Genomic DNA, 21,941 nt, shown 5'->3' with positions numbered 1-21,941 from the left:
GCGGCCTGCCAGCCGACCAATTTCTTGCTGATGTACACCAGACCTGTGGGAGCTGGCCTGCCAGCGATGGCGACCTGACAACCGACCAGTTTCTTGCTGATATACACCAACCCCCTGTGGGAGCTGGCCTGCCAGCGATGGCAGCCTGACAGCCGACCAATTTCTTGCAGATGTACTCCGACCCCCTGTGGGAGTTGGCCTGCCAACGATGGCAGCCTGCCAGCCGACCAATTTCTTGCAGATGTACCCCGAACCCCTGTGGGAACTGGCCTGCCAGCGATGGCGACCTGACAGCCGACCACCAACTTGCAGATGTACCCCGACCCCCTGTGGGAGTTGGCCTGCCAACGATGGCAGCCTGACAGCCGACCAATTTCTTGCAGATGTACCCCGAACCCCTGTGGGAACTGGCCTGCCAGCGATGGCGGCCGGACAGCCGACCACCAACTTGCAGTTGTACCCTAAACCCCTGTGGGAGCTGGCTTGCCAGCGATGGCGGCCTGACAGCCGACCACCAACTTGCAGATGTACCCCGACCCCCTGTGGGAGCTGGCCTGCCAGCGATGGCGGCCTGACAGCCGACCAATTTCTTGCAGATGTACCCCAAACCCTGTGGGAGCTGGCCTGCCAGCGATGGCGGCCGGACAGCCGACCAACATCTTGCAGATGTACGCCAATCCACTGTGGGAGCTGGCCTGCCAGCGATGGCGACCTGCCAGCCGACCAATCTCTTGCAGATGTACCCCAAACCCCTGTGGGAGCTGGCCTGCCAGCGATGGCAGCCTGACAGCCGACTAGTCTCTCGCAGATGTACCTCGTTCCACTGTGGGAGCGAGCTTGCTCGCGATGGCGGGCTGTCAGTCAGCCAGGATCTAAACCTTGGCACTCACCTCACTACGATTAACCAGCGCCTCCAACGCCCCACTCAAAGTCGGCGCCTTGTCGCCAATCAGCAGGTGCCATACACCGCCTTCAAGCTGACTGACTCCCTGGCAACCCAGCGCCTTCAAATCACCTTCCGACAACGCTTTGCCATCTGCCAGTTGCAGCCGAATCCGGGTCATGGCCACGCAATCCATCTGCAACACATTGTCTCCGCCGCCCAACGCCTTCAGCCATTGCTGCGCCTCTGAAGTCGCCACAGCGGCAGGTTTCGGTGCATCGATAACAGCGGGAGGGGAGGAAACAAGCGCGCGACCCAACGCTGGCATCGCCAAGCGAATCTCATCGGCAATGCTGTCCGCCATGGGCCCGACCACTACCTGCAAACTCCCGCCCTTGCCCGGACGCACGACCGCCATCGCGCCCAGCGCTTTCAACTCTGCGTCGTTGGCCTTGTTGCGATCCACCATGTCCAGCCGCAACCGCGTGGTACACGCCCCGACGGTAATCAAGTTCTGCGCACCACCCAGCGCCTTGATGTACGCCCCGGCCCGCTCATTCTCGGCGACCACCACCTTGTCACCCGCCGGCACTTCTTCACGCCCCGGGGTCTTGAGTTTGAAACGGCGAATGCAGAAATCAAACACCACGTAGTAGATCACCGCATACGCCAACCCCACCGGCACCACCAACCAGCCGTTGGTGGATTTGCCCCAGCCGAGCACCATGTCGATGAAGCCGCCGGAGAAGGTGAAACCCAGGTGGATGTTCAGCGCATTGGTGATCGCCATCGACAGACCCGTCAGCAGCGCATGGAGCAAAAACAGAAACGGCGCAAGGAACATGAACGCAAACTCGATCGGCTCCGTCACACCGGTCAAAAACGAAGTCAGTGCCATCGACAGGAAGATCCCGCCCATGACTTTGCGGCGTTCCGGCAGGGCGTTGCGGTACATCGCCAGACAGGCGGCGGGCAGGCCGAAGATCATCACCGGGAACATGCCGGTCATGAACTGGCCGCCTTTCGGGTCTCCGGCGAAGTAGCGCGACAGATCGCCGGTGACCATCGCGCCCGTGGTCGGGTCGGTGAAGTTGCCGAAGACGAACCACGCCATGTTGTTGAGGATATGGTGCAGGCCGGTGACGATCAGCAGGCGGTTGAACACGCCGAAGACGAAGGCGCCGATGCTGCCGCTCTCCATCATCAATGTGCCGAAGCCGTTGATGCCGTGCTGGATCGGCGGCCAGATCAAACCGAAGATCACGCCCAGGCCGACGGCGGCGAAGCCGGTGACGATCGGGACGAAACGCCTGCCGCCGAAGAACGCCAGGTACTCCGGCAGCTTGATGTCCTTGAAGCGGTTGTATAGCGCGCCGGCCATCAAGCCGCTGACGATCCCGGCGAGCATGCCCATGTTGATGCTCGCATCCAGCACCTTGAGCGTGGAGATCATCACCAGGTAACCAATGACCCCGGCGAGGCCAGCGGTGCCGTTGTTGTCCTTGGCGAACCCGACCGCGATGCCGATGGCGAAGATCATTGCGAGGTTGGCGAAGATCACTTGGCCGGCGTCGTGGATGATCGCGATGTTCAGCAGGTCGGTGTCGCCCAGTCGAAGCAACAGACCGGCAATCGGCAGGATTGCGATCGGCAGCATCAGCGCGCGGCCGAGGCGCTGCAGTCCCTCGATGAAGTATTGGTACATGGCGGTTCTCCCTGGATTCTTTTAGTTGTTGTTCAGCTCAGAGGCCATTGCTGGTGACAGGCGTGACGCACCGCGCCGGCGCTGCTCAACGTGAGCAGGTCGTGGCTGATGCGTCGGCATTCGGCGGCGTCGAGGTGACGCACGCGGTCTTTGATTTCACCGATCTGCACCGGGCTGACCGACAACTCGCTGACGCCCAGGCCGATCAGTACCGGCGTGGCCAGTGGATCGGAGGCGAGTGCGCCACAGACGCCCACCCAGCGGTTATGCACTGCCGCACCGGCGCAAGTCTGGGCGATCAGCCGCAGTAGCGCCGGGTGCATTGCGTCGACTCGCGAGGCGAGGCCCGAGTGGTCGCGGTCCATGGCCAGGGTGTATTGCGACAAGTCGTTGGTGCCGATGGACAGGAAGTCCGCGTGTTCGGCCAGTTGCTCGGCCAGCAACGCGGCGGCCGGGACTTCGATCATCACCCCCAACTCCGGGCGCTGGGTCAGCTCCAGTTCAATGCACAACGCATCAAGTCGCTGGCGGATGTGCAGCAGCTCATCGACTTCGGTCACCATCGGCAACAGGATCCGGCAGCGCGACAGCGGGCTGACGTGCAACAGCGCGCGCAGTTGCTGATCAAGCAATTCCGGCCGCACTTGAGCCAGACGAATGCCGCGCAAACCGAGCACCGGATTGGCTTCGACCGGCAACGGCAGGTAATCGAGTTGCTTATCGCCGCCGACGTCGATGGTGCGGATGATCACCGACTTGTCGCCCATGGCGTCGAGCACGGCTTGATAGGCGAGGCGTTGTTCCTGTTCGTCCGGCGCGGTGTTGCGGTCGACGAACAGAAACTCGGTGCGCAGCAGGCCGACGCCATCGGCGCCGTTGGCCAGCGCGTCGGCCGCTTCCGCGCTGGAGGCGACATTGGCGGCGACTTCGATGTGCACGCCATCAAGTGTCAGCGCCGGGGTGTGAGCCTGAGACTGCTGAAGCGCACGACGTTGCTGATGATCGAGTTGCGCTTGGTGCACTTCGGTCAGGCGTTCGGCCGTCGGCGACAATTCGAGGCGACCACCGTCGGCATCCAGCACAACGGCCTGGCCTTGCGGTTGATCCAGCAGCGCTGAACCCAGCGCAACCAGGCACGGCAGACCTTTGCCGCGCGCCAGAATCGCGACATGGGACGTCGCGCCACCCTCGACCATGCACAATCCGGCGACGCCTTGCTCGCTCAGTTGCAGCAAGTCCGACGGCGTCAGTTCATGGGCGGCGACGATGGCGCCGGCCGGCACGTCGTAATGCCAGGTTTCGCCGAGCAAGGCGCGCAGCACCCGTTGCTTGAGGTCGCGCAGATCGTTGGCGCGTTCGGCCAGCAGTGCGCTGCCGAGTTGCTGCAAAACTTCGCACTGGGCGTCGATCGACTGGCTCCAGGCGTGGGTTGCTGCCATGCCCTGGTCGATGGAAGTGTTCGCCGCATCGAGCAGCGCCGGGTCTTCCAGCAGGGCGAGGTGCGCGGTGAAGATCGCTTCTTCGTCGGTGTTTTTGTGCTTCCTGGCCTGGGCCAGCGTGTGGTCGATTTCGCAGCGTACGGCGCTCAGCGCGGTATCGAGGGCATGCAGTTGTTGCTCTGGATCGTGGCTGCCGGCATTCACCGGCAGGCTGATGGCGTTCAGGCGAAACAACGGCCCACCGACCAAACCTGGAGCGGCGCACACACCGTGCAGTACGCCGGCTTCGGCCGTCCGATTGCGTCGGGTAATCGGTGTTGGCGCGGCGGCATGGCTGTCTTCGGCCAGCGCCGTGGACAGGGCGATCAGCAACGCTTGCAACGCCGCTTCGGCATCCGGGCCCTGGCAGCTGACCTGAACCTCGTCCTGCTCGCCAACGGCCAGGCTCATCAGGCCGATCAAGCTGTCACAGGTCGCCGATTTACCAGCGAAATGCAGCTGCGATTTGCTCTTGAACCCTTGCGCGGTCTGGCGAATCAGCGCGGCGGGGCGAGCGTGCAAACCTCCACGATGGGCGACGTGAATGTGGCCGACAATCTCTTCGCCTGAAAGCTCCACTTCCGCCTGCGCACCTGGCGCGTACCGGCGAATGATGTGCAGCAACGGATCACCGACCTTCACCGATTTCAGCGTGATGGGCCGCGCCTGAAACTCCTGACTGTTGGTCAGGATCATCAGGCTGACCAGGCTTTTGCATTGCTGCGCGACCTTGTCCAGGTCATAGCGCAACAGCGGCTGGCCATTGCTGACGCGCGCACCTTCCTTGACCAGCATCGAGAAGCCCTCGCCTTGCAACTCGACGGTGTCGAGGCCCAGGTGCAGGAGCAATTCGGCACCGTTGTCGGCTCGCAAGGTGACGGCGTGTCCGCTGCGGGCGACGTGCACCACGACGCCGGCGCAAGGGGCGTGGAGAGTGTCGTTCAGTGGATCGATGGCGATCCCGTCGCCCATGGCGCCGCTGGCGAACACCGGGTCCGGGACTTTGGCGAGCGTGAGCACCGGGCCGCTGAGCGGGGCGCTGAGGGTCAGCTCTTTATTGTTGTTATGCATGGCTCGGTCTCATCAGGAAATCGTTCGGGGCAGACTTAGTGCGTACGCGTCACTTTGCTTAAATGCCGCGGCTGGTCGGGGTCCATGCCACGGGCCACGGCCAGACCGGCAGCCATGACGTAGAAACTCTGGATCGCCAGAATCGGATCAAGGGCCGGATGCTCGGCGCGGGTCAGGGTGAGGTCGCGTTCGGCGATGTCATCCGGTGCCGCCAGCAGAACGCGGGCGCCACGCTGGCGCATGTCCGCTGCAAGGCTGAGCAAACCCGCCTGCTCGGCACCGCGTGGGGCAAAGATCAGCAGAGGATAATTTTCGTCGATCAATGCCATCGGGCCGTGACGCACTTCGGCGCTGCTGAAGGCTTCGGCCTGAATCGCCGAGGTTTCCTTGAACTTGAGCGCCGCTTCCTGAGCGATGGCAAAACCGGCGCCGCGACCGATCACCATCAAACGCTGGCAATCGCGCAGGGCCGCGATGGCCAGGCTCCAATCCTGTTTCGCCGCTTCGCGCAGACCTTGCGGCAAGGCGTTGCCGGCTTCCAGCAATTCCACGTCTTCTTTCCAGTGGGCGATCAGACGGGCGCTGGCGCTAAGGGTGGCGATGAAACTCTTGGTCGCGGCGACGCTGTTTTCTGTACCGGCGCACAGCGGCAGGCTGAATTCGCACGCGGCTTCCAGTGGAGAACTTTCGGCGTTGACCATGGAAATGCTCAGGGCACCGCGTTTGCGCAACAGACGCAGGCTGTTCACCAGGTCCGGACTTTGCCCCGACTGCGAGAACGCAAACGCCACCTGGCCGCTGACCTTCAACGGTGCTTGCAGCATGGTCACTACCGACATCGGCAACGACGCCACCGGGAAGCCCAGTTGCTGCATGGTCAGGTACGCGAAATAGCTGGCGGCGTGGTCTGAGCTGCCGCGAGCGACGGTCATCACTACTTGCGGCGGCTGGCGGCGCAGGCGCCCGGCAATCTCGATCATCTGCGGGTCGAGCTGTTGCAGTTGGGTTTGCACGGCCTCGAACGAGGACAGCGCCTCTTCAAGCATTTTTGAAGTCAATGTCTTCTCCTTCGACCATGACGGCGGTGAGTGTGAGTGAACGATCCAGCCGCACGCAGTCGGCCCAGCTGCCGGGTTGCAGGCGACCACGTTCTTGAAGGCCGAGGTAGTCGGCGGGGAATTGCGAAAGACGTTGCGACGCCTCGGCGATCGGCAATCCGATTTTCACCAGATTGCGCAGCGCCTGATCCATGGTCAGCGTGCTGCCGGCCAGGGTGCCGTCGGGCAAGCGCACGCCGCCCAGGCATTTAGTCACGGTGTGGCTGCCGAGCTTGTATTCACCATCCGGCATGCCGGCGGCGGCGGTGGAATCGGTGACGCAATACAGGCACGGAATTGCGCGCAGGGCCACACGGATGGCGCCGGGATGCACATGCAGCAAGTCCGGGATCAGTTCGGCGTATTTGGCATGGGCCAGCGCGGCGCCGACGATGCCCGGCTCGCGGTGATGCAGCGGGCTCATCGCGTTGTACAGGTGAGTGAAACTGCTGGCACCGGCGGCCAGCGCGGCGACGCCTTCCTCGTAACTGCCAAGGGTGTGGCCGATCTGCATGCGAATGCCGCGGGCACTGAGGGTGCGGATCAAGACGTCGTGGCCGGCGATTTCCGGCGCGATGGTGATCACCCGGATCGGCGCCAGCGCCAGGTATTCCTCGACTTCGGCCATCAATGCGGTGTGGGCGAAATTCGGCTGGGCGCCGAGTTTGCCGGGGTTGATATACGGGCCTTCGAGGTGCACGCCGAGCACTCGGGCGCAGCCTTTTGGCCGCTGCTCGCAGAACTCGCCGACGGCTTTGAGCACGCTGGAAATCTCTGCTGGCGGCGCGGTCATGGTGGTCGCCAGCAACGACGTAGTGCCAAAACGGACGTGGGTTTTGCTGATGGTTTCGAAGGCGAATGCGCCTTCCATGATGTCTTTGCCACCGCCACCGTGAACGTGCAGGTCGATGAAACCGGGCAGCAGGTAGGGCAAGTCGTTGTCAGCCGGATCGCAGGGCACGCCTTCGATGGACACGACTTTGCCGTGTTCGTGAATCAGCCGGCCGCGAACCCAGCCGTGGGCGGTGAGGATGTTGTCTTCGGACATGATCGGTTCTCGGTTGCTTGTCTAGCGACGAAGCTCTGCGACAAAGTCGTAGTAGTCGTTGCGGCAATAGGTGTCGGTGACTTCGATCGGTGTGTTGTCTTCCAGGTAGCCGACCCGGGTCATCAGCAGCATGGCGGTGCCGGGGGCGATGCCAACGAGGGCGGCGAATTCGTCCGAGGCGTTGATCGCCTGGATGTGCTGCAGCGCGCGGACGATCGGTTTGCCGATGCCGTCGAGGTATTCGTAGAGAGAGTCGCCCACCGCTTGGGGCTTGGGAATGATCGAAGCGGGCAGGGTGCTCATCTCGATTGCCATCACCGTGTCGTCGGCTTTGCGCAGGCGTTTGAGCCGCGCGACCTTGTCGTTCGGTGAAAGGCCGAGGCGGATCAGTTCTTCGTGGGTCGGTGGGGTGATCTCGCGTTCCAGCCATTGCGAACCGGGAACGAAGCCCTTGAGTCGCAACATTTCGCTGAAACCCGAGAGGCGCGACAGCGGTTGTTCCAGGCGCGGCGTGATGAATGTGCCGGAGCCTTGGTTGCGGCGGATCAGGCCTTGCTCGAACAACACTTCCAGCGCCTTGCGAGCGGTGACGCGGGAAATGCCCAGCAGTTCGCTGAGGTTGCGCTCCGAGGGCATCGCCTGCTCGGCTTTCCATTGGCCGGCATGGATCGCCGCTTCCAGATTGCGCGCCAGTTGCAGGTACAACGGCGTGGGCTGGGTGTCGTCAGGGCGTAGGGCCTGGAGGTCATTCATGGGCGATGTCCGATGCGGATAATGAAATGTTGTGTTCCGCGAATGGTCGAAAACTAATACCACTTGAATACCATGTCAATGCCAGTACTTTGCTGTTGGCGTCGTAAAGCCCGCCCTGTTGGAGAGTTGGATTGGGGTTTGGTTTTAAATGGTATTAGAGGTGGGTGTTTTGAGCGCAAAGATCGCAGCCTGCGGTAACGCTTGCCGAGAGGATTGGTATCTTCCCGGCAGGCATCACCGCAGGCTGCGATCTTTTGAATTTATTTTTCGAGGAGCGACCGAAGGTAGCTGTCAGGAAGGAGAGGTAGCGACTGGCGCGGTTCATTGTGGTGAGGGGATTTATCCCCGTTCGGCTGCGAAGCAGTCGCAGACTCAGCCGGCGCGGTGAGCCTGACACAATGCATTTTTCAGGTTTTAGCACTGCTTCGCAGCGCAACGGGAATAAATCCCCTCGCCACAAAGAGTCCATCACCAGTCAGGGACAGCTATTCCTTAGTCTGGGAAGCTTGGGGCTACGGCCGAATTTCGATCATCGTGCCGTCCGGCACCAATCCCCACACTTCGCGCATGTCCATGTTGCGCATGGCGATGCAGCCGTCGGTCCAGTCCAGGGTATGGAACAGGTTTTCCGGGTTTTCTTCGGTGTCCGGCGTGCCGTGGATCATGATCATGCCACCAGGCTCGACGCCTTCGCGCCGGGCGCGGGCAGAGTCGCTGATGTTCGGGTAGGAGATGTGCATCGACAGATTGAATTTATCGCTGACCTTGCGCCAGTCCAGCCAGTAGAAGCCTTCAGGCGTGCGTCTATCGCCTTCCATCAGTTTTTGGCCTTTCGGGTTTCTGCCCAGGGAGATGCGATAGGTCTTGAGCGGCTTGCCGTCATTGATCAATTGCAATTGGTGGGCGGATTTGAGCACCAGCACTTTTTCGATGACTTTGCCGTTCAGGGTTTCCGCAACGGAAGCCTGTGACAGGGCGACGAACGACAAGCAAAACACGGCAAGCAACCAGCGCATTGAAACGATATCCCTGAAAGGTGTCGCGACTATTTAGTTATAGGTGATTTTGGAGCCAGGAGCTTTAGGTGACAGCAGGCTGAGCAAGCGGCGGGATCGATTCGGACCGCACGGGGTAGACCTCGGCCCGCCGGTCAGCGAAGAAGCATTCTAAGGTACGACCCACCGTGCGGAAAGCCAGGTCGGACCACGGGATGTCGGCTTCGTCGAAAAGTGCCACTTCCAGGCTCTCGGGGCCGGCGGAAAAATCCAGGTCGACCAGCTCCGCGCGAAAGAACACATGCACCTGACTGATGTGCGGCACGTCGATCAACGTATAGATGCTCAGGTTGCGCACCCGCGCGCAGGCTTCTTCAGCCGTTTCGCGAATGGCCGCCTGCTCGATGGTTTCGCCGTTCTCCATGAAACCGGCAGGCAGGGTCCAATAACCGAGCCGAGGCTCGATGGCGCGCCGGCACAGCAACACTTTCGAGCCCCAGGTCGCCACGCAACCGGCGACAATATTGGGGTTCTGGTAGTGAATCGCCTGACAGCTGTCACAGACATAACGCAGGCGCGAATCGCCTTCGGGAATGCGCTGGGTGACCGGGTTGCCGCACTGACTGCAAAATTTCATGCTTGGGTTCCTGAATGCTGTGCCTATCTTGGCGTGCGGCGGTGTCTGTCGGCAAGTTGTCGTTTAGCGACACACGGCAGTTCGGGGGTTGGGCGGTCGGTGTGATTGGTGCATGATGCGAAGTAGAGAATAAATCGAGAAGACTCATGCTGGACGAGCTACTTCACCGGGTAAGCAACCACACGCCGCGTACCCTGGAAACCGATCGACGTTTTCCCGAAGCCGCGGTGCTGGTGCCCATCACCCGCAGTGACGAACCGGAACTGGTTCTGACCCTGCGCGCCAGCGGGCTCTCGACCCATGGAGGTGAAGTCGCCTTTCCCGGCGGACGGCGCGACCCCGAAGATCCCGATCTGATTTTCACCGCGCTGCGTGAAGCCGAAGAAGAAATCGGCTTGCCGCCGGGGCTGGTCGAAGTGATTGGCCCGTTGAGTCCGCTGATCTCGCTGCACGGCATCAAGGTCACGCCTTATGTCGGGGTGATTCCGGATTTTGTCGAGTACCTGGCCAACGATGCCGAGATCGCTGCAGTGTTCAGCGTGCCTCTGGAGTTCTTTCGTGAAGATCCGCGGGAACATACTCACCGCATTGATTACCAGGGGCGCAGTTGGTACGTGCCGAGTTATCGTTATGGCGAGTACAAAATCTGGGGCCTGACGGCGATCATGATCGTCGAGCTGATCAACCTGCTCTATGACGCCGACATCAGCCTGCATCACCCACCCAAAAGTTTTATCAATACTTGAAGCCATCGTTCGTATGGCGTGAAACGCGGCTGCCTGAGCCTTTGAGGACAACAAGATGAAATATCGCCTGGGCGACGCCCGCGTCGAAACCCATCCGCAGAGCTGGGTCGCACCCAATGCCGTGCTGGTGGGCAAGGTCAAGCTGGAAGAGGGCGCCAACGTCTGGTTCAACGCCGTATTGCGTGGCGACAATGAACTGATCCTGATTGGCAAGAACAGTAACGTCCAGGACGGCACGGTGATGCACACCGACATGGGCTACCCGCTGACCATCGGCACCGGCGTGACCATCGGCCACAACGCCATGCTTCACGGCTGCACCGTGGGCGATTACAGCCTGATCGGTATCAATGCGGTGATTCTCAACGGCGCGAAAATCGGCAAGAACTGCATCATCGGCGCCAACTCGCTGATCGGCGAGGGCAAAGAAATTCCCGACGGTTCGCTGGTCATGGGCTCGCCCGGTAAAGTGGTGCGCGAGCTGACCGAGCCGCAAAAGAAGATGCTGGAGGCCAGCGCTGCGCACTATGTGCATAACTCGCAGCGCTATGCCCGCGATCTGGTCGAGCAGGAAGAATGAGCGCCACCGAACGACCGGTTCTATCGCCGTGCGTGAACATTTGTGCGCTGGACGATGATGATATCTGCACCGGGTGTCAGCGCACGGTCGAGGAAATCACGCGCTGGAGCCGGATGGACAACGAAGATCGCCGCAAGGTGTTGGGGTTGTGCCATGAGCGGGCCAAATCCAGTGGTTTACTCTGGATGTTGCCTTCCAAATCCGATTCCTGAGTATTGTGAGCGTTTGTGGCTGATGAGGTTTTTTGTGGCGAGGGAGCTTGCTCCCGCTGGGTTGCGAAGCAGCCCCATAGCAGACAGACGCATTCGATCTGACACACCGCAACCGCTGATTTCAGGGCCGCTTCGCGCCCCAATGGGAGCAAGCTCCCTCGCCACAGGTTATTTGTGAGCCTGAGATAAAGTACCCTGTGCGCCAAATTGACAGGTATCTCCACGCCCCATGTTCTTCCTGATCGCCTACATCAGCAGCGTCGTGCTGATCAACTACGCCTTTTCCACCGCCCCGCACCTGGACATCATCTGGTCAGCCTGGGGCGGGTTGGTGTTTGTCTTGCGCGACATGGTGCAAACCCGCTTCGGCCATGGCGCCATCGCGGCGATGCTGGCGGCGCTGGTCCTGTCCTATGTCACTTCCGACCCGTCCATCGCTTTGGCCAGCGCCACGGCCTTCGCGGTGTCCGAGTGCATCGACTGGCTGGTGTTCAGCATCACCAAGCGCCCGTTGCACGATCGCCTGTGGATAAGTTCGGCCCTGAGCATCCCCCTCGATACCTTCATCTTCTTCGGCATGATCGACGCCTTCACCCCGGCGGTGATCCTCACTGCCATGGGCTCGAAGTTTGCTGGCGTGACGGTCGTGTGGTTGATCATGGCCTGGCGCTTGCGCAAACAGGCTGTCGCCAGCTGAAGCCAAACCCTTCGGTTCATGTAAAATGCCGCGCTTTCTCCCCATGGGAAGCGCGCGTGGCGCTGCATCCCTCGATGATCCGCTTCTTGAGGACCTGAGATGACCCGTATCGGAACTCCATTGTCGCCAACCGCGACCCGCGTATTGCTGTGTGGCTGTGGTGAGTTGGGCAAGGAAGTGGTGATCGAGCTGCAACGCCTGGGCGTTGAAGTGATTGCCGTCGACCGTTACGCCAACGCGCCGGCCATGCAAGTCGCCCATCGCAGCCACGTGATCAACATGCTCGACGGCGCCGCCCTGCGTGCGGTGATCGAAGCCGAGAAGCCGCACTTCATCGTGCCGGAAATCGAAGCCATCGCCACTGCGACCCTGGTTGAGCTGGAAGCCGAAGGCTTCACCGTGATCCCGACCGCGCGCGCCGCGCAGCTGACCATGAACCGCGAAGGCATCCGTCGCCTGGCCGCTGAAGAACTGGACCTGCCGACCTCGCCTTACCATTTCGCCGACACCTTCGAGGACTACAGCAAGGCCGTCGAGGACCTGGGCTTCCCGTGCGTGGTCAAGCCAGTGATGAGTTCGTCGGGCAAAGGCCAGAGCCTGCTGCGCAGCGCCGATGATGTGAAAACCGCGTGGGATTACGCTCAAGAAGGCGGCCGCGCCGGTAAAGGCCGCGTGATCGTCGAAGGTTTCATCGACTTCGACTACGAAATCACCTTGCTGACCGTACGCCACGTCGGCGGCACGACGTTCTGCGCCCCAGTCGGTCACCGTCAGGAGAAGGGCGACTATCAGGAATCCTGGCAGCCACAAGCCATGAGCCCGGTTGCCCTGGCTGAATCCGAGCGCGTTGCCAAAGCTGTCACCGAGGCCTTGGGTGGTCGTGGTCTGTTTGGTGTCGAGCTGTTTATCAAAGGTGATCAGGTGTGGTTCAGCGAAGTCTCGCCGCGCCCGCATGACACCGGTCTGGTGACCCTGATTTCCCAGGACTTGTCGCAGTTCGCGCTGCACGCGCGGGCAATTCTGGGTCTGCCGATTCCGTTGATCCGTCAGTTCGGCCCATCGGCGTCGGCGGTGATTCTGGTGGAAGGGCAGTCGACCCAGACCGCTTTCGCCAATTTGGGTGCTGCGTTGAGCGAGCCGGATACGGCGTTGCGTCTGTTTGGCAAGCCAGAGGTCAATGGCCAGCGCCGGATGGGTGTGGCGTTGGCGCGGGATGAGTCGATTGAAGCTGCTCGCGCAAAAGCGACCCGCGCTTCTCAGGCTGTTGTTGTAGAGCTGTAAACCGAGTCGCGGCTATCGCTAGCAGGCTAGCTCCCACAGGGTTATGGGTTGGTCACAGATTTTGTGTACGCCCAATTTCCCTGTGGGAGCCAGCCTGCTGGCGATGCTTCTGCTTCAGGCCACCCGATTCAAATCGTTATGCCGCGTCTCTTTCAGGCACAGCACCGCAATCAAACTCAGCACCGCCGCCCCCGACACATACCCGCCGACATAACTCAAACCGCCCATCGCCACCATCTTCTGCGCGAAGAACGGCGCCGCCGAGGCTCCGACGATCCCGCCCAGGTTGTAGGCTGCCGATGCGCCGGTATAGCGCACATGCGTGGGAAACAGCTCCGGCAGCAATGCGCCCATCGGCGCAAACGTCACGCCCATCAGAAACAGTTCGATGCACAGGAACAGCGCCACGCTCCAGGTCGAGCCTTGGGTCAGCAGCGGTTCCATCAAGAATCCGGACAGAATCGCCAGCACGCCGCCAATGATCAGCACCGGTTTACGCCCGTAACGGTCGCTGGCCCAGGCCGACAACGGTGTTGCCGCCGCCATGAACAGTACGGCGAAGCACAGCAGCGCGAGGAAAGTCTCGCGGGTGTAGCCGAGTGTCGCCACGCCATAACTCAGGGAAAACACCGTCGAGATGTAGAACAGTGCGTAGCACACCACCATCGACCCGGCCCCCAGCAACATCGGCGCCCAGTACTGACTGAACAGCTCGACCAGCGGAATCTTCACTCGCTCCTGACGGGCCATTGCGTTGGCAAACACCGGGGTTTCGTGGAGTTTGAGGCGCACATACAGGCCCACCATCACCAGCGCGGCGCTGAGCAGGAACGGAATCCGCCAGCCCCACGAGCGGAACTGTTCGTCATCCAGAGTCATCGCCAACGTAAGAAACAGGCCGTTGGCGGCGAGGAAACCGATCGACGGGCCGAGCTGCGGGAACATGCCGAACCAGGCGCGTTTGCCCTTGGGCGCATTCTCCGTCGCCAACAGCGCTGCACCGCCCCATTCACCGCCCAGACCAAGGCCTTGGCCGAAACGCAGCACACAGAGCAGGATCGGCGCCCAGGCCCCGATGCTGTCGTATCCCGGCAGTACGCCGATCAGCGTGGTGCACACGCCCATCAATAGCAGCGAAGCGACCAGTGTCGATTTGCGCCCGATGCGGTCACCGAAGTGCCCGAACAGCGCCGATCCCAAGGGTCTTGCGAGGAAGGCGATGCCGAAGGTGAGGAACGCCGACAGCATCTGGGCGGTGCCGGAGGTCTGCGGAAAGAACACAGGACCGATCACCAGCGCTGCGGCGGTCGCGTAGACGTAGAAGTCGTAAAACTCGATGGCGGTGCCGATGAAGCTCGCGGTCGCCACGCGGGTGGCGGAGTTCGTCGGTTGCGCAGGCGTGGTTTCGTTGTAAGTCGTGCTGGTCGTCATGCGGTTATCCCTGACAGTCATGTGCCCCAGTGGAGCGAATTATTATGGTCGAACACCCAGGGATGTGGGAGTGAGGCGCGGCCGCTGTTCAAGGTAGGAACAGTCGACGGTGTGGTGCGGATTTTGCCGATGGTCTGGCCGGAACCTGCTGCGTGCGGGGTAAGCACGTGGTCCGGCGGGGCTTGGGTAAGCGGATTCGATTATAGGAAGGTGGCTAACGATCAAACAAGAGGCTCGGGCTGAGTGATGGCTTTTGTGGCGAGGGAGCTTGCTCCCGCTCGGGCGCGTAGCGGCCGCAAATGGCTGGAAGAGTGCTGTCAGGATAATTGCAGCGTCTTTGGTTGGGCCTGCTTCGCAGTCCAGCGGGAGCAAGCTCCCTCGCCACAGGTTGGGTGCCAGGGTTTAGATAGCGACTGGCACCGAGCTGGTATGCCAGATCAGGACCTGAGTAACGCGGTTGTCTTCCGTCTCCAGAATCTCCAGCCGATAACGCCCGATCTTCAGGCATACCGCGCTGTCCGGAATCGTCTCCAGCGCCTCGGTCACCAAGCCGTTAAGGGTTTTCGGGCCGTCACTGGGCAGGTGCCAGCCCAGGCTCTTGTTCAATTCGCGAATCGACGCCGCACCTTCGATCATCAGACGCCCATCGGCCTGCGGGTGGATGTGCGGGTTGTCCAGGCTGTGCTGGCTTTCGAATTCGCCGACGATTTCTTCGAGAATATCCTCCAGGGTCACGATGCCGAGCACTTCGCCGTATTCGTCGACCACCATGCCCAGGCGCCGCTGTTGCTTGTGGAAATTCAGCAGTTGCAGTTGCAGCGGCGTACTTTCCGGTACGAAGTACGGTTCGTGGCTGGCGGCCAGCAGCGCTTCGAGGGTCAGGCTGGCATCGGCCAGCAAGTGGCGGATCTGCCGGGTATTGAGCACCGCCTCGACCTGATTGATGTCGCTGTGAAACACCGGCAGGCGCGTGCGCTTGTTGTTGCGCAGTTGCTCGATGATCTCTGCGAGGGAGTCGTCGAGGTTGATCCCGTCGACGTCACTGCGCGGTACCAAGATGTCGTTGACCGTGATGTTGTCGAGCGCGTGGATGCCCGACAGCGGGTGCGGGCGGCGGACGGCTTGAACGTAGTCGTCCTGTCGCTCGCTCGGGCTCTCGTCTTCGCTCTGTTGCACCACGTTGACTTTGCGGGCAAACGGCCGCATCAGCAGTTGAGTGAGGCCATTGAGCAGCCAGGCGGCCGGATAAATGATTTTCAGTGGCGCGCCGAGCAGCGTGTTGCCCAAGGCCAGGATTGCGTCGGGATAGCGCACGGCGAGGGTGCGCGGCAGGTAATCGGCGAACACCAGAAGCGCGGCGCTGGCGCCTGCACAGGCAATCCACGGACCGTTTTCCGCCCAGGTGAAGATCGCCAGCAAAGTGCTGATGACTACGGCGAGTGCGCGGCACAGGGTGTTGCAGAAGATCAGGCTGTTGAGCGGGAAGCTCAGCTTCGCGACCGGTTTGTCGCTGGAACGCGAGGCGGTACGCTGGGCCAGCAAGTACTGCTGTGCCGTTTCGATGGCGGTAAACAGCCCCGACCATAAAATCAGCAGGGCCAATACCGCGAGCATCGGCCCTATGGGCAAGTCGTCCATTAATGCCGCCCGTCAGATGTGCAGGATATATTCACGGACCAGCTTACTGCCGAAATACGCCAGCATCAGCAGGCAGAAACCGGCGAGGGTCCAGCGAATGGCCTTGTGTCCGCGCCAGCCGAGGCGGTTACGGCCCCAAAGCAACACGCTGAAGACGATCCAGGCCAGGCAAGCCAACAAGGTTTTGTGCACCAGATGCTGGGCGAACAGGTTGTCGACGAACAGCCAGCCGGAAATCAGCGACAGCGACAGCAGGGTCCAGCCGGCCCAGAGGAAGCCGAACAACAAGCTTTCCATGGTTTGCAGCGGCGGGAAGTTCTTGATCAGCCCCGACGGGTGTTTGTGCTTGAGCTGATGGTCTTGCACCAGCAGCAGCAAGGCCTGAAACATCGCGATGGTGAACATGCCGTAAGCGAGGATCGACAGCAGGATGTGGGCGAGAATGCCAGGCTCTTCGTCGATGACCTGCACCGTGCCGGCCGGGGCGAACTGCGCCAGCAGCACCGTGGCGGCACCGAGCGGGAACAGCAATATAAGCAGGTTTTCCACCGGGATCCGCGAACAGGCCAGCAGGGTCAGGGCGATGACCGCTGCAGCAATCAGGCTGGCCGCACTGAAAAAGTCCAGGCCCAGGCCGATCGGGGTCAGCAAGTGGGTGAACAGGCTGGCGCTGTGAGCCAGCACGGCAAGCACGCCGAGCGTGACCAGCAGGCGCTTGTTCGCCTTGGCGCCGGTGGCCAGGCGAGTGCCTTGATAGATAGTCGCAGCGGCATATAAGCAGGCGGCGGCGAGGGTAGTCAGCAAACTGGGTGACAAGGGGAGCATAAATCCTGTTAGGCAAGCCCGAAAGGCGCTGAGTTTGGCATAGAACCCCCGCAGCACGAAAGACCATGCAACCTGACGACGAGGTGTCCGCCAGACGCAGTCTTCGCTATAATCCGCGACCTGCCCACGCCGCAGGCTCGCCGAGCTCATGTTTATTCCGGTCTGGGCCGCCATTATCCCGGTCTACACAGGGCCTGAAAGGATCGCGCAATGTTTGAAAACTTAACCGACCGTCTTTCGCAGACGCTGCGCCATGTCACCGGCAAGGCCAAGCTGACCGAAGACAACATCAAAGACACCTTGCGCGAAGTGCGCATGGCGTTGCTCGAAGCCGACGTCGCCTTGCCGGTGGTGAAGGACTTCGTCAATTCGGTCAAGGAGCGCGCCGTCGGCACCGAGGTGTCACGCAGCCTGACGCCGGGCCAGGCCTTCGTGAAGATCGTCCAGGCCGAACTCGAAAGCCTGATGGGCGCCGCCAACGAAGACTTGAACCTGAGCGCCGTTCCACCGGCCGTGGTGCTGATGGCCGGTTTGCAGGGCGCGGGTAAAACCACCACCGCCGGCAAACTCGCGCGCTTCCTTAAAGAGCGCAAGAAGAAGTCGGTCATGGTCGTGTCTGCGGACGTTTACCGTCCGGCGGCGATCAAGCAGCTGGAAATGCTCGCGGGCGAAGTCGGCGTTACCTTCTTCCCGTCCGACCTGAGCCAGAAGCCGGTCGAGATCGCGCAAGCGGCTATAAAAGAAGCCAAGCTTAAGTTTATTGATGTGGTCATCGTCGACACCGCCGGTCGTCTGCACATCGACGAAGAAATGATGGGCGAGATCAAGGCGCTGCACGCCGCGATCAACCCGGTCGAAACCCTGTTCGTGGTCGACGCCATGACCGGCCAGGACGCCGCCAACACGGCCAAGGCCTTCGGCGACGCATTGCCGCTGACCGGTGTGATCCTGACCAAGGTCGACGGCGACGCCCGTGGCGGTGCTGCGCTGTCGGTGCGTGCCATCACCGGCAAGCCGATCAAGTTCATCGGTATGGGCGAGAAGAGCGAAGCGCTCGAGCCGTTCCACCCTGAGCGTATCGCTTCGCGCATCCTCGGCATGGGCGACGTGCTCAGCCTGATCGAACAGGCGGAAGCGACCCTCGACAAGGACAAGGCCGACAAGCTGGCCAAAAAGCTGAAGAAGGGCAAGGGCTTCGACCTCGAAGATTTCCGCGATCAGCTGCAACAGATGAAAAACATGGGCGGCCTCGGCGGCCTCATGGACAAACTGCCGAATATCGGCGGCGTGAACCTGGCGCAGATGGGCAATGCCCAGGGTGCGGCAGAGAAACAATTCAAGCAGATGGAAGCCATCATCAATTCCATGACCCCGGCCGAGCGCCGCGACCCTGAGCTGATCAGCGGTTCGCGCAAACGCCGGATCGCCATGGGTTCCGGCACCCAGGTGCAGGACATCGGTCGCTTGATCAAGCAGCACAAGCAGATGCAGAAGATGATGAAGAAATTCTCCGCGAAAGGCGGAATGGCCAAAATGATGCGCGGCATGGGCGGTATGTTGCCCGGCGGCGGCATGCCGAAAATGTAAAGAATTTGCGCCGGCATTTATGTCGGCGCTTACCCACAAGGACGTGGGATCAACAGCAAACCCGCACTTGGCGGGAGCTGACTGGCCGTTTTCAACGACGGCTCTATAGCAAATCTTGATGGCGTCCGAAAGGCCGTCGGAAAAAGTCATTTGCAAAAGTCCGGATATTCCTTAGAATATGCGGCCTTTCGGGCACCTATGCCCGCTGTGCCTTTAGATTTGCAGCACCGACTACAGGAACGATGTTCACATGCTAACAATCCGTCTTGCCCTTGGCGGCTCCAAAAAGCGCCCGTTTTACCACTTGACCGTAACCGACAGCCGCAACCCGCGCGACGGTTCGCACAAGGAACAGGTTGGTTTCTTCAACCCTGTTGCTCGTGGTCAAGAAGTCCGTCTGTCCGTGAACCAAGAGCGCGTAGCCTACTGGCTGAGCGTTGGTGCACAACCTTCTGAGCGTGTTGCTCAGTTGTTGAAGGACGCGTCTAAGGCTGCGGCCTGAGCAATATGAACGCGACGCCAGCGGTTGCTGATGATTTGATCGTTATCGGCAAGATTTATTCTGTTCATGGCGTTCGCGGCGAAGTGAAGGTTTATTCCTTTACTGATCCGACTGAAAACCTGTTGCAGTACAAAACCTGGACGCTCAAGCGCGAAGGCAATGTGAAACAGGTCGAGCTGGTCAGTGGACGTGGGAACGACAAGTTCCTGGTCGCAAAGCTCAAGGGTCTCGATGATCGCGAAGAAGCTCGTCTTCTGGCTGGTTATGAGATCTGCGTGCCGCGCAACCTGTTCCCTGAATTGACCGACGGCGAGTACTACTGGTACCAGCTGGAAGGTCTGAAGGTTATTGATCAACTCGGGCAATTGCTCGGGAAAATCGATCATCTTCTGGAAACCGGCGCCAATGATGTAATGGTGGTCAAGCCTTGCGCTGGCAGCCTGGATGATCGCGAACGCCTGTTGCCCTATACGGAGCAATGCGTGTTGGCCGTCGACCTCGCAGCGGGCGAGATGAAGGTGGAATGGGATGCGGACTTCTAAGCGTGGCTAACTTGCGCGTAGAAGTGATCAGTTTGTTTCCCGAGATGTTCTCCGCCATCAGCGAGTACGGCATCACCAGTCGTGCGGTGAAACAGGGGCTGTTGCAGCTCACCTGTTGGAATCCGCGAGACTACACGACGGATCGACATCACACTGTGGACGATCGCCCATTTGGCGGTGGTCCGGGCATGGTGATGAAAATCAAGCCCCTGGAAGATGCTCTGGTTCAGGCCAAGGCTGCAGCCGGGGAGGCGGCGAAGGTAATTTACCTGTCCCCCCAAGGCCGTCAACTGACTCAGTCGGCGGTACGCGAGTTGGCGAATCTGGATGCATTGATCCTGATTGCCGGCCGCTATGAAGGCATTGACGAGCGTTTTATTGAGGCTCATGTCGATGAAGAGTGGTCGATTGGCGACTATGTACTGTCTGGCGGCGAGCTGCCGGCGATGGTCCTGATCGATGCGGTTACACGACTGCTGCCTGGAGCTTTAGGGCATGCGGACTCCGCCGAGGAAGATTCCTTTACGGATGGTTTGCTGGATTGCCCGCACTACACCCGACCGGAGGTGTATGCGGATCAGCGTGTTCCCGACGTGTTGCTAAGTGGCAATCACGCGCATATCCGGCGTTGGCGTTTACAGCAGTCCCTTGGTAGGACCTTTGAACGACGCGCCGATCTTCTGGAAAGCCGCTCGCTTTCTGGAGAAGAGAAGAAGCTGCTCGAGGAATACATCCGCGAGCGGGACGATAGTTAACAACGTATCGATGGTAAATCCGACGATTTACCTTAGGAGCACAGCATGACTAACAAAATCATCCTTGCACTCGAAGCAGAGCAGATGACCAAAGAGATCCCTACCTTTGCCCCGGGCGACACCATTGTCGTTCAGGTGAAAGTGAAGGAAGGCGACCGTTCGCGTCTGCAAGCGTTCGAAGGTGTTGTTATCGCCAAGCGTAACCGCGGCGTAAACAGTGCTTTCACCGTTCGTAAAATCTCCAACGGTGTTGGCGTAGAGCGTACTTTCCAGACCTACAGCCCGCAAATCGACAGCATGGCCGTTAAACGTCGCGGTGACGTACGTAAAGCCAAGCTGTACTACCTGCGTGACCTGTCCGGTAAAGCAGCTCGCATCAAGGAAAAACTGGCTTAAGTCCAGCTTCCGATGCAGAAAAAAGCAGCCTACGGGCTGCTTTTTTGTTGCCTGCGATTTATCTTCCCTGACCGTACTGTCGGTCTTGCCTGAGTCTTTATGCCCGCCATCGATCATCCTTTGATAGACCAGTTTCTCGACGCGTTGTGGCTGGAGAAAGGCCTTTCCGATAACACCCGGGATGCCTATCGCAGCGACCTGGCCCTGTTCAACGGCTGGCTGCAGGAAAAGGGGCTGGAGCTGATCAACGCCGGTCGTGAATTGATCCTCGATCACCTGGCCTGGCGTCTGGAGCAAAACTACAAACCCCGTTCAACAGCGCGATTTCTCTCAGGTGTGCGTGGCTTTTATCGTTATCTGCTGCGAGAAAAGCTGATCGCCGTCGATCCGACCTTGCGCGTCGATATGCCCCAGCTCGGTAGACCGTTGCCTAAATCTCTGTCGGAAGCAGACGTGGAAGCGCTGCTGAAGGCGCCGGACTTGAGCGAAGCCATCGGTCAGCGTGACCGCGCCATGCTCGAAGTGCTTTACGCGTGCGGCTTGCGGGTGACAGAACTGATCAGTCTGACGCTGGAGCAGGTCAACCTGCGCCAGGGTGTGCTGCGAGTGATGGGCAAGGGCAGCAAGGAGCGTCTGGTGCCGATGGGGGAGGAGGCGATTGTCTGGGTCGAGCGTTACCTGCGCGATGGGCGCCAGGAGCTGCTTGGCGGACGTCCCAGCGATGTCATGTTCCCCAGCCAGCGTGGTGAGCAGATGACTCGCCAGACCTTCTGGCACCGCATCAAGCACCAGGCCAAGGTTGCCGGTATCGGCAAGTCGCTGTCGCCGCACACCTTGCGTCACGCTTTCGCCACGCACTTGCTCAACCACGGCGCCGACCTGCGGGTGGTGCAAATGCTGCTCGGTCACAGCGACCTGTCGACCACCCAGATCTACACCCACGTCGCCCGCGCACGCTTGCAGGATCTGCACGCCAAACACCATCCGCGCGGCTGAATGAGATCCTGTAGGAGCGAGCCTGCTCGCGATTGCGGTGTGTCAGTCGACACTTCTTTTACTGATACACCGCAATCGCGAGCAGG

At 60.6% G+C, this 21,941-nt stretch carries 21 protein-coding genes; 11 read left to right on the top strand and 10 right to left on the bottom strand.

Features of this window, described 5'->3' with window-relative positions:
* Window positions 1-872: 872 nt before the first annotated feature.
* The 7 genes from nagE to ACRC4F_RS30650 form a co-directional block, all read right to left on the bottom strand.
* Window positions 873-2,588 carry an N-acetylglucosamine-specific PTS transporter subunit IIBC gene (gene nagE, locus ACRC4F_RS30680; RefSeq protein WP_438662665.1) on the bottom strand — a complete coding sequence of 572 codons (1,716 nt, stop codon included), beginning with the start codon at window positions 2,586-2,588 and terminating at the stop codon, window positions 873-875.
* Window positions 2,589-2,620: 32 nt separating this feature from the next.
* Window positions 2,621-5,137, bottom strand: coding sequence for a phosphoenolpyruvate--protein phosphotransferase (gene ptsP / locus ACRC4F_RS30675; protein ID WP_438662664.1), 2,517 nt, complete (start codon window positions 5,135-5,137; stop codon window positions 2,621-2,623).
* Between the two features lie 35 nt (window positions 5,138-5,172).
* Window positions 5,173-6,183 (bottom strand): SIS domain-containing protein, encoded by a 1,011-nt coding sequence (locus tag ACRC4F_RS30670; protein WP_438662666.1) that lies wholly within the window; start codon window positions 6,181-6,183, stop codon window positions 5,173-5,175.
* Window positions 6,176-7,282: an N-acetylglucosamine-6-phosphate deacetylase gene (nagA, locus tag ACRC4F_RS30665; RefSeq protein WP_438662663.1), complete on the bottom strand. Its 1,107-nt coding sequence runs from the start codon at window positions 7,280-7,282 to the stop codon at window positions 6,176-6,178. Before nagA ends, ACRC4F_RS30670 begins: the two co-directional genes overlap by 8 nt.
* A gap of 21 nt (window positions 7,283-7,303) precedes the next feature.
* Window positions 7,304-8,035 carry a GntR family transcriptional regulator gene (locus tag ACRC4F_RS30660; protein WP_010463034.1) on the bottom strand — a complete coding sequence of 244 codons (732 nt, stop codon included), beginning with the start codon at window positions 8,033-8,035 and terminating at the stop codon, window positions 7,304-7,306.
* A 512-nt stretch (window positions 8,036-8,547) separates the two neighbouring features.
* Window positions 8,548-9,051, bottom strand: a complete 504-nt coding sequence (locus tag ACRC4F_RS30655) for a L,D-transpeptidase family protein (RefSeq protein ID WP_438662662.1) — start codon at window positions 9,049-9,051, stop codon at window positions 8,548-8,550.
* 64 nt (window positions 9,052-9,115) lie between these two features.
* Window positions 9,116-9,667 (bottom strand): NUDIX hydrolase, encoded by a 552-nt coding sequence (locus tag ACRC4F_RS30650; RefSeq protein WP_438662661.1) that lies wholly within the window; start codon window positions 9,665-9,667, stop codon window positions 9,116-9,118.
* A 146-nt stretch (window positions 9,668-9,813) separates the two neighbouring features.
* Between ACRC4F_RS30650 and ACRC4F_RS30645 the strand changes: the two genes are divergently transcribed.
* The 5 genes from ACRC4F_RS30645 to purT all read left to right on the top strand — a co-directional run bounded on the left by ACRC4F_RS30645 (window position 9,814) and on the right by purT (window position 13,183).
* A complete protein-coding gene (locus ACRC4F_RS30645; RefSeq protein WP_403101442.1) occupies window positions 9,814-10,413 on the top strand; it encodes a CoA pyrophosphatase in 600 nt (199 codons plus the stop codon).
* A gap of 55 nt (window positions 10,414-10,468) precedes the next feature.
* Window positions 10,469-10,993 (top strand): gamma carbonic anhydrase family protein, encoded by a 525-nt coding sequence (locus ACRC4F_RS30640; RefSeq protein WP_007954617.1) that lies wholly within the window; start codon window positions 10,469-10,471, stop codon window positions 10,991-10,993.
* A complete protein-coding gene (locus ACRC4F_RS30635; RefSeq protein WP_438662660.1) occupies window positions 10,990-11,205 on the top strand; it encodes a DUF1289 domain-containing protein in 216 nt (71 codons plus the stop codon). Before ACRC4F_RS30640 ends, ACRC4F_RS30635 begins: the two co-directional genes overlap by 4 nt.
* Before the next feature lie 229 nt (window positions 11,206-11,434).
* Window positions 11,435-11,902 carry a preQ0 transporter gene (locus ACRC4F_RS30630; RefSeq protein ID WP_010463021.1) on the top strand — a complete coding sequence of 156 codons (468 nt, stop codon included), beginning with the start codon at window positions 11,435-11,437 and terminating at the stop codon, window positions 11,900-11,902.
* Window positions 11,903-12,001: 99 nt separating this feature from the next.
* Entirely contained in the window at window positions 12,002-13,183 is a 1,182-nt protein-coding gene (purT, locus tag ACRC4F_RS30625; RefSeq protein WP_438662659.1) for a formate-dependent phosphoribosylglycinamide formyltransferase, read from the top strand.
* Between the two features lie 114 nt (window positions 13,184-13,297).
* Here purT and ACRC4F_RS30620 read toward each other — a convergent pair whose 3' ends face one another.
* From ACRC4F_RS30620 to ACRC4F_RS30610, 3 genes are all read right to left on the bottom strand, one after another.
* Window positions 13,298-14,614, bottom strand: a complete 1,317-nt coding sequence (locus tag ACRC4F_RS30620; RefSeq protein ID WP_438662658.1) for an MFS transporter — start codon at window positions 14,612-14,614, stop codon at window positions 13,298-13,300.
* Window positions 14,615-15,016: 402 nt separating this feature from the next.
* A complete protein-coding gene (locus ACRC4F_RS30615; RefSeq protein ID WP_438662657.1) occupies window positions 15,017-16,252 on the bottom strand; it encodes an HlyC/CorC family transporter in 1,236 nt (411 codons plus the stop codon).
* 12 nt (window positions 16,253-16,264) lie between these two features.
* Window positions 16,265-17,077: a cytochrome C assembly family protein gene (locus ACRC4F_RS30610; RefSeq protein ID WP_438662656.1), complete on the bottom strand. Its 813-nt coding sequence runs from the start codon at window positions 17,075-17,077 to the stop codon at window positions 16,265-16,267.
* A gap of 210 nt (window positions 17,078-17,287) precedes the next feature.
* On the opposite strand from ACRC4F_RS30610, the gene ffh reads away from it, so the two are divergent.
* The 6 genes from ffh (at window position 17,288) to xerD (ending at window position 21,855) form a co-directional block, all read left to right on the top strand.
* The gene (gene ffh / locus ACRC4F_RS30605) at window positions 17,288-18,664 is read left to right on the top strand and encodes a signal recognition particle protein (protein ID WP_017340267.1); all 1,377 of its coding nucleotides are present in this window, start codon (window positions 17,288-17,290) and stop codon (window positions 18,662-18,664) included.
* 250 nt (window positions 18,665-18,914) lie between these two features.
* On the top strand, window positions 18,915-19,166 hold the full coding sequence (gene rpsP / locus ACRC4F_RS30600) for a 30S ribosomal protein S16 (RefSeq protein WP_010463010.1): 252 nt from the start codon (window positions 18,915-18,917) through the stop codon (window positions 19,164-19,166).
* 5 nt (window positions 19,167-19,171) lie between these two features.
* Window positions 19,172-19,708, top strand: a complete 537-nt coding sequence (rimM, locus tag ACRC4F_RS30595) for a ribosome maturation factor RimM (protein ID WP_008014731.1) — start codon at window positions 19,172-19,174, stop codon at window positions 19,706-19,708.
* Entirely contained in the window at window positions 19,690-20,463 is a 774-nt protein-coding gene (gene trmD, locus ACRC4F_RS30590; protein ID WP_154503229.1) for a tRNA (guanosine(37)-N1)-methyltransferase TrmD, read from the top strand. The genes rimM and trmD overlap by 19 nt, the downstream gene beginning before the upstream one ends.
* A gap of 45 nt (window positions 20,464-20,508) precedes the next feature.
* A complete protein-coding gene (gene rplS, locus ACRC4F_RS30585; protein WP_003175895.1) occupies window positions 20,509-20,859 on the top strand; it encodes a 50S ribosomal protein L19 in 351 nt (116 codons plus the stop codon).
* Between the two features lie 99 nt (window positions 20,860-20,958).
* Window positions 20,959-21,855 (top strand): site-specific tyrosine recombinase XerD, encoded by an 897-nt coding sequence (gene xerD, locus ACRC4F_RS30580; protein ID WP_008151625.1) that lies wholly within the window; start codon window positions 20,959-20,961, stop codon window positions 21,853-21,855.
* The last annotated feature ends 86 nt before the right edge of the window (window positions 21,856-21,941 follow it).

It is taken from the genome of Pseudomonas sp. (assembly GCF_051660785.1).
Taxonomy (GTDB): Bacteria; Pseudomonadota; Gammaproteobacteria; order Pseudomonadales; family Pseudomonadaceae; genus Aquipseudomonas.
Note: the sequence above shows the minus strand (reverse complement) of the source record. Positions and strands in the feature narration are given on the sequence as shown.

What these genes read in the sequence shown, in the direction of transcription:
- nagE (WP_438662665.1), bottom strand. Translation starts at nt 2,588, where the DNA reads ATGTACCAATACTTCATCGAGGGACTGCAGCGCCTCGGCCGCGCGCTG.
- ptsP (WP_438662664.1), bottom strand. Translation starts at nt 5,137, where the DNA reads ATGCATAACAACAATAAAGAGCTGACCCTCAGCGCCCCGCTCAGCGGC.
- ACRC4F_RS30670 (WP_438662666.1), bottom strand. Translation starts at nt 6,183, where the DNA reads ATGCTTGAAGAGGCGCTGTCCTCGTTCGAGGCCGTGCAAACCCAACTG.
- nagA (WP_438662663.1), bottom strand. Translation starts at nt 7,282, where the DNA reads ATGTCCGAAGACAACATCCTCACCGCCCACGGCTGGGTTCGCGGCCGG.
- ACRC4F_RS30660 (WP_010463034.1), bottom strand. Translation starts at nt 8,035, where the DNA reads ATGAATGACCTCCAGGCCCTACGCCCTGACGACACCCAGCCCACGCCG.
- ACRC4F_RS30655 (WP_438662662.1), bottom strand. Translation starts at nt 9,051, where the DNA reads ATGCGCTGGTTGCTTGCCGTGTTTTGCTTGTCGTTCGTCGCCCTGTCA.
- ACRC4F_RS30650 (WP_438662661.1), bottom strand. Translation starts at nt 9,667, where the DNA reads ATGAAATTTTGCAGTCAGTGCGGCAACCCGGTCACCCAGCGCATTCCC.
- ACRC4F_RS30645 (WP_403101442.1), top strand. Translation starts at nt 9,814, where the DNA reads ATGCTGGACGAGCTACTTCACCGGGTAAGCAACCACACGCCGCGTACC.
- ACRC4F_RS30640 (WP_007954617.1), top strand. Translation starts at nt 10,469, where the DNA reads ATGAAATATCGCCTGGGCGACGCCCGCGTCGAAACCCATCCGCAGAGC.
- ACRC4F_RS30635 (WP_438662660.1), top strand. Translation starts at nt 10,990, where the DNA reads ATGAGCGCCACCGAACGACCGGTTCTATCGCCGTGCGTGAACATTTGT.
- ACRC4F_RS30630 (WP_010463021.1), top strand. Translation starts at nt 11,435, where the DNA reads ATGTTCTTCCTGATCGCCTACATCAGCAGCGTCGTGCTGATCAACTAC.
- purT (WP_438662659.1), top strand. Translation starts at nt 12,002, where the DNA reads ATGACCCGTATCGGAACTCCATTGTCGCCAACCGCGACCCGCGTATTG.
- ACRC4F_RS30620 (WP_438662658.1), bottom strand. Translation starts at nt 14,614, where the DNA reads ATGACGACCAGCACGACTTACAACGAAACCACGCCTGCGCAACCGACG.
- ACRC4F_RS30615 (WP_438662657.1), bottom strand. Translation starts at nt 16,252, where the DNA reads ATGGACGACTTGCCCATAGGGCCGATGCTCGCGGTATTGGCCCTGCTG.
- ACRC4F_RS30610 (WP_438662656.1), bottom strand. Translation starts at nt 17,077, where the DNA reads ATGCTCCCCTTGTCACCCAGTTTGCTGACTACCCTCGCCGCCGCCTGC.
- ffh (WP_017340267.1), top strand. Translation starts at nt 17,288, where the DNA reads ATGTTTGAAAACTTAACCGACCGTCTTTCGCAGACGCTGCGCCATGTC.
- rpsP (WP_010463010.1), top strand. Translation starts at nt 18,915, where the DNA reads ATGCTAACAATCCGTCTTGCCCTTGGCGGCTCCAAAAAGCGCCCGTTT.
- rimM (WP_008014731.1), top strand. Translation starts at nt 19,172, where the DNA reads ATGAACGCGACGCCAGCGGTTGCTGATGATTTGATCGTTATCGGCAAG.
- trmD (WP_154503229.1), top strand. Translation starts at nt 19,690, where the DNA reads ATGGGATGCGGACTTCTAAGCGTGGCTAACTTGCGCGTAGAAGTGATC.
- rplS (WP_003175895.1), top strand. Translation starts at nt 20,509, where the DNA reads ATGACTAACAAAATCATCCTTGCACTCGAAGCAGAGCAGATGACCAAA.
- xerD (WP_008151625.1), top strand. Translation starts at nt 20,959, where the DNA reads ATGCCCGCCATCGATCATCCTTTGATAGACCAGTTTCTCGACGCGTTG.